This is a genomic window from Streptomyces sp. NPDC045021 (genome assembly GCF_056432645.1).
The window spans coordinates 523,104-536,504 of sequence record NZ_JBWKIQ010000004.1; the positions used below are offsets into that span (position 1 = coordinate 523,104).

Annotated in this window: 14 protein-coding genes and 3 pseudogenes; 10 read left to right on the forward strand and 7 right to left on the reverse strand. The window is 69.1% G+C overall.

Annotated elements, in window-relative coordinates:
* The first annotated feature begins 242 nt into the window (after nt 1-242).
* Nucleotides 243-530, forward strand: coding sequence for a hypothetical protein (locus tag AC07DC_RS16625; protein ID WP_478915106.1), 288 nt, complete (start codon nt 243-245; stop codon nt 528-530).
* Between the two features lie 51 nt (nt 531-581).
* Nucleotides 582-692: pseudogene (locus AC07DC_RS16630) on the forward strand (IS5/IS1182 family transposase); the annotation flags it as partial.
* Here AC07DC_RS16630 and AC07DC_RS16635 read toward each other — a convergent pair.
* Both AC07DC_RS16635 and AC07DC_RS16640 read right to left on the reverse strand, forming a co-directional pair.
* Nucleotides 691-1,179, reverse strand: coding sequence for a nitroreductase family deazaflavin-dependent oxidoreductase (locus AC07DC_RS16635; protein ID WP_478915107.1), 489 nt, complete (start codon nt 1,177-1,179; stop codon nt 691-693). The pseudogene AC07DC_RS16630 and the gene AC07DC_RS16635 overlap by 2 nt on opposite strands.
* Before the next feature lie 256 nt (nt 1,180-1,435).
* Nucleotides 1,436-2,404 (reverse strand): ArsR family transcriptional regulator, encoded by a 969-nt coding sequence (locus tag AC07DC_RS16640; RefSeq protein WP_478915108.1) that lies wholly within the window; start codon nt 2,402-2,404, stop codon nt 1,436-1,438.
* A gap of 56 nt (nt 2,405-2,460) precedes the next feature.
* Between AC07DC_RS16640 and AC07DC_RS16645 the strand changes: the two genes are divergently transcribed.
* Entirely contained in the window at nt 2,461-3,801 is a 1,341-nt protein-coding gene (locus AC07DC_RS16645; RefSeq protein ID WP_478915109.1) for an MFS transporter, read from the forward strand.
* Between the two features lie 3 nt (nt 3,802-3,804).
* Here the strand turns inward: AC07DC_RS16645 and AC07DC_RS16650 are convergent, their stop codons facing one another.
* Both AC07DC_RS16650 and AC07DC_RS16655 read right to left on the reverse strand, forming a co-directional pair.
* A complete protein-coding gene (locus tag AC07DC_RS16650) occupies nt 3,805-4,191 on the reverse strand; it encodes a nuclear transport factor 2 family protein (RefSeq protein WP_478915110.1) in 387 nt (128 codons plus the stop codon).
* A complete protein-coding gene (locus tag AC07DC_RS16655) occupies nt 4,188-4,499 on the reverse strand; it encodes a hypothetical protein (protein WP_478915111.1) in 312 nt (103 codons plus the stop codon). Before AC07DC_RS16655 ends, AC07DC_RS16650 begins: the two co-directional genes overlap by 4 nt.
* A gap of 52 nt (nt 4,500-4,551) precedes the next feature.
* On the opposite strand from AC07DC_RS16655, the gene AC07DC_RS16660 reads away from it, so the two are divergent.
* From AC07DC_RS16660 to AC07DC_RS16670, 3 genes are all read left to right on the forward strand, one after another.
* Nucleotides 4,552-5,568, forward strand: coding sequence for an RNA polymerase subunit sigma-70 (locus tag AC07DC_RS16660; protein ID WP_478915112.1), 1,017 nt, complete (start codon nt 4,552-4,554; stop codon nt 5,566-5,568).
* Between the two features lie 324 nt (nt 5,569-5,892).
* Nucleotides 5,893-7,512: a Na+/H+ antiporter gene (locus AC07DC_RS16665; RefSeq protein ID WP_478915113.1), complete on the forward strand. Its 1,620-nt coding sequence runs from the start codon at nt 5,893-5,895 to the stop codon at nt 7,510-7,512.
* Between the two features lie 377 nt (nt 7,513-7,889).
* Entirely contained in the window at nt 7,890-9,134 is a 1,245-nt protein-coding gene (locus tag AC07DC_RS16670) for an RNA-guided endonuclease InsQ/TnpB family protein (protein WP_478915114.1), read from the forward strand.
* Between the two features lie 24 nt (nt 9,135-9,158).
* Here the strand turns inward: AC07DC_RS16670 and AC07DC_RS16675 are convergent.
* A pseudogene (locus AC07DC_RS16675) lies at nt 9,159-9,584 on the reverse strand (GNAT family N-acetyltransferase); the annotation flags it as partial.
* Between the two features lie 363 nt (nt 9,585-9,947).
* Between AC07DC_RS16675 and AC07DC_RS16680 the strand changes: the two are divergent.
* Together AC07DC_RS16680 and infA are read left to right on the forward strand one after the other, a co-directional pair.
* Nucleotides 9,948-10,745: a GNAT family N-acetyltransferase gene (locus AC07DC_RS16680; RefSeq protein ID WP_478915115.1), complete on the forward strand. Its 798-nt coding sequence runs from the start codon at nt 9,948-9,950 to the stop codon at nt 10,743-10,745.
* A gap of 136 nt (nt 10,746-10,881) precedes the next feature.
* Entirely contained in the window at nt 10,882-11,106 is a 225-nt protein-coding gene (gene infA, locus AC07DC_RS16685) for a translation initiation factor IF-1 (protein WP_478915116.1), read from the forward strand.
* A gap of 225 nt (nt 11,107-11,331) precedes the next feature.
* On the opposite strand, the gene AC07DC_RS16690 is transcribed toward infA, so the two are convergent.
* Nucleotides 11,332-12,048 (reverse strand): ABC transporter permease, encoded by a 717-nt coding sequence (locus AC07DC_RS16690; protein ID WP_478915117.1) that lies wholly within the window; start codon nt 12,046-12,048, stop codon nt 11,332-11,334.
* Here AC07DC_RS16690 and AC07DC_RS16695 point away from each other — a divergent pair.
* Both AC07DC_RS16695 and AC07DC_RS16700 read left to right on the forward strand, forming a co-directional pair.
* Complete coding sequence (locus AC07DC_RS16695; protein WP_478915118.1) at nt 12,022-12,480, forward strand: sensor histidine kinase; 459 nt, start codon at nt 12,022-12,024, stop codon at nt 12,478-12,480. The two genes, AC07DC_RS16690 and AC07DC_RS16695, sit on opposite strands and share 27 nt — an antisense overlap.
* Entirely contained in the window at nt 12,477-13,136 is a 660-nt protein-coding gene (locus AC07DC_RS16700) for a response regulator (RefSeq protein ID WP_478915119.1), read from the forward strand. Before AC07DC_RS16695 ends, AC07DC_RS16700 begins: the two co-directional genes overlap by 4 nt.
* Nucleotides 13,137-13,242: 106 nt before the next feature.
* On the opposite strand, the pseudogene AC07DC_RS16705 reads toward AC07DC_RS16700, so the two are convergent.
* A pseudogene (locus AC07DC_RS16705) lies at nt 13,243-13,401 on the reverse strand (ABC transporter permease); the annotation flags it as partial.

The window sequence follows — 13,401 nt, forward strand, 5'->3', positions numbered from 1 at the left end:
GGACAAGACGCCCGCGAGCTACCTGGCAGGGCTCCAGCTACGCGGATCCATCATCGGCGCCGAACTCCAAAAGCTCCTGAGGGCGTCGAGGTGAGGGGCCCGGCGAGCTCCGCCGGGCGGGCGTTGCAACGGACGACGATCGGGCCTTCCGGCTCGCCCGCCGCCTGCGCCTTGCGCAACTTGCGGTCGGGCGACCCCTAATGACCTTGCTGTGATGGCGCTGGGACAGCGATGCTGGGCCGGTGCCAGGTCAACGGAAGCGGAAACGCCAGCAGCAGGAAGCGAGCCGGCAGGCGGCCGCTCGCACGGCACCCGGTAAGGGCCGCTGGGAAGTGGTCTTCGAGACCCAGGACGAGTCGCAGTGGACTGCCCAACTCCGTTCCCTGCGCGCTGGGGAGGTAGGCATCGACTGGACGCTGACCCGGATCGACACGCTCTGCGGACGCCTGGTTCAGCCGACCACCTACCGGTTGAGCCTGTTCGTGCCCAACGCCGGAGACGAGACCAGCCGCGACCGATCCGATAATTGATCACATGGCTGGTTTCTGCCAGGGACCGTACCGCTCGGGCAGGTCGCGCCACGGTCCGTCTACGAGCGGTTCGCCCGCTGGGAGACGCACGGGACGTGGGCCAGGCTGCTGGAGCACGTCCGGGTCCGCGACGTCGGCCGGGTCGAAATGGAATGGCGGGTCAGGTCGCTTCTTTGGGTTGGTCGGATCGTTGGTTGGTGGGTCCATCCAGCGGGGTGAGCAGGACGATCGGGATCTCGCGGTCGGTCTTCTGCGCGTAGTCGTCGTAGAGCGGGAAGATGTTCACCATCTGGGCCCAGAGAGGTGCGCGCTCGGTCGAGGACGCGACGCGGGCGCGTGCGGTGAACCGGCGAGTGCCGACCCGGACCCCGACGCTGGGGTCCGCCTCGAGATTCATGAACCATGCCGGGTCCTCCTCGGCGCCGCCCTTGGAGGCGACGACGACGTACTCGCCGTCCGAGGTGCCGTAGATCAGGCAGGTGCGGCGAGGCGTACCGGTTCGGCGTCCGGTCGTGGCGAGCACGAGGGTGTGCACGCCGTTGCTCTCGTGACCTTCGGTGCCGCCCGAAGCCAGGTACGTGCGGGTGTGCTCGGCGACCCAGTCCCACTGCGAGTCAGTGGCGCGGTCGAGGTCCTCGGCGATGGCCATGGCGGCTGTCCTTCCGGTACGTGCGATGGTGCGGCCACGGCGACCGCATCTGCCCCTGGGACGGAGCCGCCACGCCGGTCTCGACATCCCGGCCACATCTTTCGTCGAGAGCCTCCAGCCCCGGCCCGGAGGGCACCCGGTCGACGGACGCCGCGAGGACTACGGCGAGATCCACCCGTCGCCGGCCTGTCTCCGAACGCGCTGCCCGGCGCGTCGCCCGACACCGGCAGAGCAATTCTCAACACCGGCTGCAGCGTCATTCCCCTGCCGTGAGCAAGGCCTCTCCCACACTCGTCCGCGCATAGAGCACAAGCCGTCCCGTCCGGTGCGCCGTCACCAGGCCCGCTGCCCGCATCGCCGTCAGGTGCTGCGATACGCCGCCGGGGGTCAGACCGGTCCGAGCGGCGAGGTCGGTCGTGGTGGCGGGGGCTGTGAGGTGGGTGAGCAGGAGAGTCCGGGAGCGGCCGAGGACGGCGGACAGGGCGGTGGGGGTTGCGACGGTGCGGGGGTGCCAGAGGGTGCCGACGCCGCGGGGCGGGTAGCGCAGGGTCGGCTGCCAGGGGTCGAAGCCGATCGTGGAGAAGATGCGCGGCCAGATGAAGGCCGAGGGGCACAGCAGCAGGCCGCGGCCGTCCAGGGTGCGCTCGCCGCTGGCGAAGCGGTGCTCGAGGTTCAAGGTGCCGGAGTCCCAACCGAGTTGGGGGTCGAGGTCGTCGAAGAGCCGCCGGGTGCCGCCCTCGGCCAGGAGTGTGGCGCGGTGCAGGATGTCGCCTTCGAGGAGGGTGCGGATGCGCGGCCAGTGCGGGGCGATCGCCACGTCCCAGTAGGCGGCGATGGTGTCCGCGAGGCGGTTGAGGCCGCGCTCGGGGTCTGCGCGCAAGGCTTCCACTCCCGCCTGGGCCGCGTCGGAGGAGGTGCGCAGGAGCTCGAAGGGGGTCTTGCGCAGCGTCGCCAGCTCCAGGTCGAGGGAGGGCTGCGGGGTGGTCGGCGGCGGGACCAGAAAGCCGGGGATGCCGTACGTGGGGACCTGGACCAGGGCGGAGAGCGGAGCCAGGTTCAGCTTCGCAGCCGCGAGGCGGGGGCGGACCTGATCGGTCCAGCGCCGGTGCAGGCCCTGCTCATCGGCGCCCTTGAGGACCCGCACACTGGCGACGACCTCCCACAGGGGGGAGACCGCGAAGCGGGTGCGGGCCACGTCCTCGGCCGTGAACTCGATCTGCAGCATTTAGCTCACACTAAATCATTGGAGGGCACGGCAGGTCGTGGGGCAGTTTGTGCGCCATGTTCAGACCAGCAGCCCAGCCACCGAGCACCGCGAGCTCCCTGTGGCGGATACCCGACTTCCGCGCCCTGTTCACCGCGACCGCTATCAGCCAGTTGGGCACCAACATCGGGTACGTCGCCGTCCCGCTGCTCGCCGTCACCGCGCTGGACGCGAGCGCCGGGCAGGTGGGACTGCTCGCCGCCCTGGGCACCGCCGCCTTCCTGCTCATCGGGCTGCCCGCCGGAGCCTGGATGGACCGGATGCGGCAGCGGCGGGTGCTGATCGCCGCGGATCTGGTGCGATCGGCGCTCTTCGCCTCCGTCCCGGTGGCCTGGTGGCTGGATCGGCTCACCCTTGGCCAGCTCTATGCCGTCGTGCTGTTCAACGGCTGCGCGACCGTGTTCTTCGACGTCGGTTCGCAGACCATGCTGCCCCAACTGGTGGGCCGGGACGGGCTGGTGCGGGCCAATGCCGCGATGGTCGGTCTTCAGGCCGCGGGCAACGTCGCGGGTCGCGGCGCGGGCGGCGCTCTCGTCCAGCTGCTCACCGCGCCGCTCGCGGTGGCCTGCAGCGCCATCGGGTATCTGGCTTCGGCGATCAGACTCGTCGGCGTACGCCCAGCACAGCAGACCCCGCCCAAAAACGACCGCACCGCCGGTCTGCGCGCAGAGATAGCCCAGGGCCTGCGGCACGTCCTGCGCAACCCGGAGCTGCGCGCCCTCGCCTTCACCGCAGCCGTCCTCAATTTCGGCGCGGTCATCGTGAACACCCTGCTCCCGATCCTCTTCGTCCGCGAACTCCACCTGCCCGAGGGGGTGTTGGGCCTGTACTGGGCGGTCGGAGGTGTCGGTATCCTCCTCGGCGCCCGCACCGCCCGCGCCATCGCCGGGCTCCTCGGCTACGGCCGCACCCTCGGCCTCGTCGGCCTCTGCCTGGCCCCCGCGGCCCTGCTCGTGCCGCTGATCGACCGCGGCGGCTGGCTGTATGTGGCGGGCGCCGGCTGGCTCCTGGTCACCTTCAAGATGGGCGTCGACAACGTGCTCGGCGTGAGTCTGCGCCAGCAGCTGACCCCGGACGCACTTCTCGGCCGTATGAACGCCACTTTCCGCTTTCTGCTCACCGGCGCCATCGCGGTCGGCTCCGCGGTGGCCGGAGTGCTCGGCGAGTTCGCCGGCCTGGGCACCGCGCTGTGGGTGGGCGGCGGGCTGATGGCAGTCGCGTTCCTGCCGGTCTTCCTGTCCCCGGTCCGCACGCGCTGCGAACTGCCTCAGCCCGACCGTCAGGGCGAGCCTCGCCTGGCCCATGAACTGCAGCCCGGGCTGGCCACCGCCCGGACGGACAGCGGCCGACCGGCTTGAGACCTAGGGCGCCGCCTGACGTGCCGCCTGACGTGCTGCCTCGAACGGTGCCCGGTCGAAGAGGAACCGACTGTAGGTGATCTTGCTGTCCTTCACGGTGACGCATTCGGCGCCTGGCGCGTGCTTCACCGGGACCGTCTCGGTGGCGTACATGACCAGCGCGGTCTCGTCGTCGCCGAAGGCCGCAATCATTTCCGCGCTGATGAGTATCTGCACGAACGGGCCCATGAAGGCGCGGTACGCCGCAGCGCCCTCGATACGCCCGGCCGGCGCGTCGCAAATGATGTCGTCGGCGATGTACGTCATGGCCCGTTCGAAGTCCTTGCTGGTCCACGCGTCGTGGTACGCCAGTGCGGTCTTCAGTGCTGGGCTGGGGTGGTCGGTCATCATCGTTCCTCTCTGGTTACGAAGTCGCGCGCCTCCTGGAGATAGGCGACGCAGGCGTGTTCGTCGGTCGGGGTGAGGCGGACCCATTGCCGCATGGGGTGTCCACCGCGCGGGTCGCAGGTGTGCCCCGCGCCGGCGGCGATGAGCTCGGTGACCCGCGCCGCGGGAAGCTTGACGACGAGGTCATGCCGGGTGGTGAAGGCATAGAACCGTCCGGCTGCCTTCAGGCCCGGGCTGTGCAGCATGCGGCCCATCTCGTCGCTCGGGTGGAGCTCGAGCAGTCGTTCGAATGCCTGTCCTGAAGTACCCATATGTGTTGAGACACCGCTGCCGCCCCCAACGGAACGGTGCAAGGATGCGATCGTGACCGAGGACACCCTGATCAGCGCCCAGGCCGGTGATCCGGAGGCGTTCGCCAGGCTCACCGACCCGTACCGCGGCGAGCTGCAACTGCACTGCTACCGGATACTCGGCTCGCTGACCGACGCCGAGGACATGCTGCAGGAGACGCTGCTGGCGGCCTGGCGCGGTCTGAAGGGCTTCGAGGGCCGGGCGTCGCTGCGGGCCTGGTTGTATCGCATCGCCACCAACCGATGCCTCAACGCGCTCCGTGACGCAGGGCGACGCACCCCACCCACGCCGATCCCACCGTTCGAGCCGACCGAACCCACCCGTCGCGGCGAGACCACCTGGCTCCAGCCGTACCCGGACACGTTGCTCCAACAGATTCCCGATGCCGGCCCCAGGCCGGAAGCGCGCTACCAGAGCAAGGAGGCGGTGGAACTCGCGTTCGTCGCCGCGCTCCAACAGCTGCCGCCCCGCCAGACGGCGACGCTGGTGCTGCGCGACGTGCTCGGCTACTCCACGGCAGAGGTCGCCGACATGCTCGACACGACCGAGACCGCCGTCAAAGGCGTCCTGCAGCGCGCACGTGCCGGCCTCGACGAACGCCGCGGCTCCATGACCACGGTTCGCCCCGGCTCGGCTCAGGAGCGCTACCTCACCCGGCGCTTCGCCGAGGCATTCACCGCCGACGACATCGACGGCGTCGTCGCTCTGCTCATCGACGACGCGTGGCTGACGATGCCGCCGGCACCGCACGAGTACCGAGGTGCGGCGGCGATCGCCGCGTTCCTCCGGACCGGTGCCGCCTGGCGTGAAGGCCGCCGGTTCCGGCTCGTACCCACCCGAGCCAACACGCAGCCTGCGTTCGGCTGCTACCTTCCCGACACCTCCCAGCCGATCGCGTACCCGGCCGGGCTGATCGTGCTCACCATGGGGAGTGACCGGATCCTCGCCATCGCCCGGTTCCTCGACAACGAGCTGCTGCCCCGATTCGGTCTCCCCGAGAAGGTCACCCTGCCCGCTCAGGCCCGGTAGAAGGGAGACCCGCTGCCGCAGATGCACCCATCGCGGCGCAGGACCGTCTGCGCTCACAGGACCCCCGCCGAACGACGAAGGCCCCGACCATGATCTCGGCCTACGTCGCCGGGGCGAATCTCGATGGCCTCACCGTCATGGGCCTGGGCCTGGGCCCGGCCGATGCCGTCAGTGACGTACAGGGGGACGTACAGGGGTCGATGCCGAACTCGCCGCCGCCGCGGTACGCGCGGCTGGCTGACCTCCGGCTGCGGCAGGGGACAGGCTTCGGATGTCCGCAGTCGGCCCTCTGCCCGATCATCAAACGCAGGAGGTGTTCCGCTCGTGCTCGGACTCGAACTCGTTGTGGTCCTCGGCGTCGCCGTGCTGGTCTGCGGCGTGCTCTCGAAGCGACTGCGCGTCAGCCAGCCCGTCCTGCAGCTCGCCGTCGGCGTTCTCCTCGGCTTCGTCCCCGCCCTGCGTTCCGTGCAGTTCCCGCCCGATGTCGTCCTCCTGCTCTTCCTGCCGGTCCTGCTGTACTGGGAGTCCCTCAACACCTCGCTGAGGGCGATCCGCCGCAGTCTGCGTGGCGTCGTCCTGGTCAGCACCCTGCTGGTCATCGCCACCGCCGGGGCGGTCGCCGCGGTGGCGCACGCGTTGGGCCTGCCCTGGGGCCCTGCCTGGGTGCTCGGGGCGGCCGTCGCCCCCACCGACGCCACCGCGCTCGCGGCCGTCGAGCGCCTGCTGCCGCACGGCAACCTCACGGTCCTCAAGGCCGAGAGCCTGGTCAATGACGGCACCGCACTGGTCGTCTACGGGGTGGCCGCCGGCGTCACCGTCGGTGACATCCACCTCAGCGTCGCCACGGTGAGCGGGCGCGTCCTCCTCGCCTATCTGGGCGGCGTGGCGGCCGGCGCCCTGGTCGCCTGGCTGTCCATTCTCCTGCTGCGGCCCCTGACCGACCCGCTCCTGGTCAACGTCCTCGCCCTGCTCGCCCCTTTCGTCGCCTACCTGATCGCCGAGTCCGTCGAAGCCTCCGGTGTCCTCGCTGTGGTGGTGGCCGGTCTCGCGGTCAGCCAGGCCGCCCCCCGCCTGGTGGCCGCCGCGAGCCGCAGCCAGGGCTACGCCCTGTGGGCACTGGCCACCTACCTGCTCAACGGAACTCTGTTCGTCCTGGTGGGGCTGGAGCTGCAGTCGGCCGTACGCGGCCTGACCAGCACCGCGGTCGCTTCGGCGCTGCTCACCGTGCTGGCGGTTGCGGCGACCCTGATCGCGGTGCGCATCGCGTTCCTGTTCCTTGCCGCGTATGCGATCCGGGCCATCGACCGGCGCCCCGAACAGCTACTGCGGCGGGTCAGCGACCGGTCCCGGATCGTCGTCGGCCTCTGCGGGTTCCGCGGCGCGGTCTCCCTCGCCGTCGCCCTGTCCGTACCCGCCGCTCTCGACTCCGGGGCACCGTTCCCCGACCGCGACACCATCGTCTTCGTCACCACCGGCGTCATCGTCCTCACTCTCGTGGCCCAGGGCATGGTGCTGCCCGCAGTGGTCCGCTGGGCGCGGCTCCCGCCCGACACCACGGTGGAGTCCGAACGCCGCTTCGCCGAGATCACCGCAATCCGCGAGGCACTGGCCGCTCTCGACGGACTCGCCACTACCATCGGCGCCGAGGCCGAGACTGCCGACCGACTGCGTGAGGAGTACGAACAACACCTGCGCGTCCTCACGGCGATCCCTGACCTGGACGACAGCACGGACGACACCGCCACCGGTAGCTCAAGCTCCGCCGACGTGCTGCGCAGACACCGTCGCGCCACCGAACTCCGCCTTGCCCTCGTGGCCAGCAAACGCGCCACCGTCATCCGCCTCCGCGACGAGGACACCATCGACGACACAGTGCTCCGCCAGATCCAGGCCCGGCTCGACCACGAGGAGACCCGCCTCACCCGCGTGGACAAGACCGAGTAGAACCCGCCTGGGTTCCCCCCGGCCCGACGACGCAATGGCGTTGGCCAGTGCTGTCCGGGGCAGTCCCGCACCCGGCCGGCCGACGATCAGCGTCAACCGGATTGACGCCACCCACCCATGGTCCTGGAGACTTCAGCGCGGTGGCGACGCCGGTCGCCGGGTTCGTTCGAGGACTGCTTCAGCCGAGAGCCTTGGCGTACCAGTGCTCCGCCTTGCCATGGCCGACGTAGGGCGCGGTCTCCTCATCGAATCTCCTTCGTGGAAACTCCGTGCTTGAGCCCGGGGAGGAAACGAAGCTCCTGCGGAGCAGGACGGTAAGAGCCGGTTCGCCCCGTGGGCGTAGCGGCGTTGTCAGTGAGGGTCGGTAGGTTGGTCGCATGCATTTGCGGTACTCCTTCCGTATTGAGCCGTCGCCGGTCCAGTGCATCGCGTTGGCTCGTGCGTTTGGCTGCGTGAGGGTGGTCTACAACGATGCTCTGGCGGCTCGGAAGGCGGCCTACGCGGCGGACCGGTCGAGGATTGCGACGGGTGTTCTGGCTCGTATGGTGATCACGGAGGCGAAGAGGACTGAGGCCCGTGCGTGGCTGGCGGAGGTCTCTGTGGATGCCTTGCAGTCCGCGATCCGGGATCTGGACACCGCCTACAAGAACTTCTTTGAGTCCGTATCCGGAAAGCGCCGGGGCCGGCGGGTGGGCTTGCCCGGCTTCAAGTCGAAGCGGGACAACCGGCAGTCGCTCCGCTTCTCCAAGAACGGCTTCCGGCTCCGTGAGAACGGGAAGCTGAACCTGGCGAAGATCGGCGATGTCAAAGTCCGCTGGTCGCGGCCCCTTCCCTCGGTTCCGTCGTCGGTGACGGTCGTGAGGGACGCGGCGGGGAGGTACTTCGCCTCCTTCGTCGTCGAAGTCGGGCCGCAGGCGCTGCCTCCGGTCGAGTCCGAGGTGGGCGTCGACCTCGGCTTGGCGCACTTCGCGGTGCTCTCGGACGGCCGGATGGTCGACAACCCCCGGTTCTTCCGCCGGGCTGAGAGGAAGCTGAGGAAGGCCCAGCAGAACCTCAGCCGGAAGACGAAGGGCAGCAACAACCGGGCCAAAGCCCGCGTGCGTGTCGCGAAGGCACATGCGAAGGTCGCCGACACCCGTCGGGACTGGCTCCACAAGGAAACTACGAGGCTGATCCGCGAAAGCCAAGCGATCTACCTCGAAGACCTTGCGGTCGCCGGCCTCGGACGTACGCGGCTGGCCAAGTCCGTGCACGACGCGGGCTGGGGCACCTTCCGCAGCATGCTGGAAGACAAGGCCACCCGGTATGGCCGCCATGTCGGCATCGTCTCGCGCTGGCTGCCCTCCTCCCGGACCTGCCACCAGTGCGGGGTCGTGGACGGGAAGAAGCCGCTGCACATCCGCACGTGGACCTGCGGTGGCTGTGGCACCGAACATGACCGTGACCTCAATGCGGCTCGTGTGATCCTCGCCGCCGGACAGGCGGAGAGGCTAAACGCCCCCGGAGGGCCTGTCAGACCGGAAGCGGCAATCCCGCGCCCGGCAGGGCCCGTCGAACGGGGAACCCACCGGAAAGCCCAGCCGGTACTCACCGGCAACCAACCGGGAATCTCCGCCCTTTAGGGCGGGGAGGATGTCAAAGCCATGGCTCGTGTACAAGGCCCGCGCCTCGGTGAGTTCGGTATTGGTCTCGCACGCGATCCGGACAGCACCCAGCTTCTGTGCTGATGCTTCGACGGCCCGAAGCAGGCCGCGGCCCAGGCCCGCCCCCCGCCCCGCGGGGCAAACGTACATGCGCTTCAGCTCCGCCGTCGCAGGGACGCCTGCCAACAGCCGCACCCCGGCGTATCCGAGGAGCTCGCCGTCGCCACCACGAGCAACGAGGAACTCGCCGTGCGGCGGGCTCAGATCCTCATGCGGGTCTTCGTTGAGCACCTCCCGAAACTCCGCCTCCGTGGCCGGGCGCCCCAGCACCCGCAGCCCGATCTCGGCGAAGTACTGCGACATCGCCTCGTCAATACCCGTGCCAGTGACGGGCTCCGCGTTGATGGTCCAAGTAGGCATACCGGTCATCGTCTGAGACCTGGCGTGTGGTTGTCCACAGTCATCACGGTGGGGGTACCGAGGCGCAGTAACGATTTTCGCCCACGTTCTGTGGATCCCAGCAGCGGCACCTCGTTCAGCCTGCCGCAGCCATGGAGATCATTTCACGGGGCAGCTCTGAGGTGGGGGGTTGAGGACATCCGCGGGAAAAGGGGTTGGGGGAGACGACCCATGGCTGCTAGCTTGCAGGCGTCCGTGAAGCTGTCATCAGGAGGTGAGACCCGTGAACGCTGTACCCCATGGGTGCTCCCCCTTGTCCTTCATGGTCGGGCGATTGACGTAGGTGTCGCCGGGAGCGCCTGAACACAAGGCTCTTCTGAGAGGTAGACACCTATGAATACTGTGCATTTCACTGCGGGCTTGGGCGAGCACCCGGTAGTCGTCACGCGGGTCGCGGAACAGCAATGGCACGCTCTGGCTGACGACGAGACGGTCGGCCGCGGAGACGTTTCGCGCAGGCCCGACGGGCGGATCTTCCTGAGCATCGACTCGTGGCACGGGTCGGTCTTCGACCGACTCGCCGATGCGATGCTGGTCGACCTGCCGAGGCCCCTGTACACGGTGGTCGACGAGACCGACCGCGACTTGAAGTCCAGCTGGGAGAGGTTCGGCTTTACGACCCGACGCCGCGAGTGGGAGTACCTCGTGCCCACCGACCCGCGGGTGACGGGGCTCGATGCGGTGCAACCGCCGTCGGGCGTGACGATCGTGCCTGCCAGTGCGGCGGAGGAAGGACCTCTGCGGGCGTTGGACCGCGCCATTCGCGAGGAAGTCGAGGCCACCGTCGGTTGGCAGGCGATGCCGGTTGAGGTGGTGCCCCGCCCACACGGGACCACCGTGCTCGACCCGTCGAAGTATGCGGTGGCAGCACAGCCCGATCAGTACGTGGGCCTGGTCAGGCTGGCGCCGGTGATTCGACAGCCGCGGATCGGGCTGATCGCGGTCCGCGCCGACCAGCACCGCTCCGGCATCGCCCGGGCGCTGCTGGCCCACGTGCTGGGTTCGCTGCACCGCTCCGGGGTCGCCAGGGCATCGGCCGAAGTGACCGAATCCAACAAGGCAGCGACGGCACTGTTCGAGGGCGTCGGCGCGCAGCGCGCGAGCAGCAACCTGGAGTTGGTGTGCGGCTGACACCCCGCCGCATCACCGCGCGACTGGATTCAGGCCGAAGTACCCGCGATACAGGCCGCTCCGAGGAGCCGGCATGCATCGGCACAATTCGCTTCCTTAGCGACCTCACAGTCGCTGACCGGAGAAGAGGCAGAACATGACAGAAACAGCAGGAGGCATCGAAATCGAGGGCACCGTCCTCGAGTGCCTGCGCAGCGCCACCTTCACGGTGGAACTCCACAACGGGCACAAGGTACTTGCGCACATCAGCGGGAAGATACGGAAGAACTACATCAAGATCTTGCCGTACGACCGGGTGCTGGTGGAGCTCAGCCCGTACGACCTCACCCGCGGCCGGATTCTCTTCCGATACCGGACGTAGCGGCGGGTGGGACCTGGCGAAATGGGAAAGGCAGTTCCGATCCGGATCGGAACTGCCCCCGATGTAGAGATCAGGACCAGAATCGACAACACGGTCCGGCTCCTCGCCCGGCCTCTCGGCCGGGCCGTCATGCCACCGACCTGACGTGACCGGTGTCGGCGCCCGGCCACCAGCCGGGCGCAGATACCGGCCCCCTGGTGTGATCTGGCGTGAACTGCCGGGCCGTCAGTCCGCGGTGCTGTCCAGCACGTCAAGACGGGCGGCCCGGCGAGCCGGCCAGAGGGCGGCGGCCACGCCGACCAGGGCGGCAAGCAGCAGGAACAGCAGCAGCTCGGGGTAGGGCAACACCGTACGGAGCTCGGGCAGGGTCACGGTCATGGTGGTGCCCGCCGCCCAGGCCAGGAAGACACCGAAGGCCATGCCGATCACTGCGCCGAAGACGGAGATGAGCACCGATTCCAGCTGTACCATCCGCTTGACGCCGCCGCGGTCCAGGCCGATCGCCCGGAGCAGGCCGAGTTCGCGCCTGCGCTCGAACACCGCCATCGCGAGGGTGTTGACCACTCCCAGAGCCGCGACCAGCAACGACATCCCGAGCAGTGCGTAGAGCAGATGGAGGGCGAAGGTGATGGTGCGGTTGAACCCGTCTCGCAGGTCCTGCTGGGTCTCGACCTCGATCACAGGGCTCTTGCCGGTGGCGTCCTTGAGTGCCTGTTTGAGCGCGGGGGTTGCCCCGTTCGCGCCCTTGATCAGGATCTGCTGGATCGGTGCGTGCGGCTGGTAGGCGGCGACCACGCCGGCCGGCAGCAGCACCGGGGCGAGCATACGGTTGGGGGCGAACACCCCGCCGACGGGGAGGCGGGCGCCGTTCCCGCTCGGGGTGGTCATGGCCACGGTGGAGCCGACGGTCAGCCCGTGCCGGGTCGCGAAGTCGGCGTCCACGGGCTCCGGCGGATGCTCGGCACGCTGCACCGGACCGCACCCGAAGCGGTAGTGGGCATGGGACACGTGGACCGGCTGGCGCAGAACACCGGCACGGCCGGACTCCACGTGGAGGTGCACTGGCAGGGGACCAAGCGTCCGCTGCCACCTGACACGGACCAATCGGCATTCCGGATCATCCAGGAGTCACTGACCAATGTGGTCCGCCACGCGGACGCCCGCCACTGTCAGGTGAACGTCGACTACCGCACCGACGAGTTGGCCATCGAGGTCGTCGACGACGGCTCCGGCGCGGCGCCCGGTGCCGCGACCAGGGGCACCGGCTATGGAATCACGGGAATGCGCGACCGCGTGGACCTGCTGAACGGCGAGTTCAGCGCCGGGCCGCACCCCGGGGGCGGTTTTCGGGTGGCGGTTAGGCTGCCGGGATGACGGTCCGCATCGTCCTCGCAGACGACCAGCCCCTCGTACGAGCCGGCCTGCGCATGGTCATCGCCGACGCCCCCGATCTGGAGATCGTGGGCGAGGCCGGCACCGGCACGGAGGCAGTCCGGATGGTCAGGGAACTCCGGCCCGACGTCGTCGTGATGGACATCCGGATGCCCGGCATGGACGGCATCGAGGCCACCCGGATGATCACCGCCAGCGCCGCAGCGCCGCGCGTGCTCATGCTCACCACCTTCGACGACGACAACAACGTCTACGCCGCGCTCCGGGCCGGGGCCAGCGGATTCCTGGTCAAGGACATGGCGCTGGACGACATCCTCACCGCGACCCGCGTCGTGGCCGCCGGCGACGCCCTCATCGCGCCGAGCGTCACCCGCCGCCTGATCGAGGAGTTCGCGAACCGTCCCGCCCCGGCCGCCGCCCCGCTGCAGCGACTCGAGAGCATCACCGAGCGGGAACACGAGGTGCTGACGCTCGTCGGGCGCGGCCTGTCCAACAGCGAGATTGCGGCAGAGCTGTTCATCGGTCACGCCACCGCCAAGACCCACGTGGCGCGGCTGCTGACCAAGCTCGACGCCCGCGACCGTGTCCAGCTGGTGATCATCGCCTACAAGGCGGGCCTGGTGTCGTCCTCACCATGACCATGTACGGCCGTTGGACCTTGGTCCCGGACTTGCATGCCGCCGAGACATTCCGTGCTGCCAGGGCTGTAAGCGTGCTGGAACCTCTGGCGACGCCTCCGCGCACTTACTTCGGGTCGCGGTTGAATTTCGAGGTGGACCAGAAGTAGCCGAGGGCTGTGAGGCCGAGGGACCAGGTGATGGTGAGCCATCCGTTGTTGCCGATTTCGCTGCCGAGGAGCAGGCCGCGGAGGGTTTCGATGGCGGGGGTGAAGGGTTGGTATTC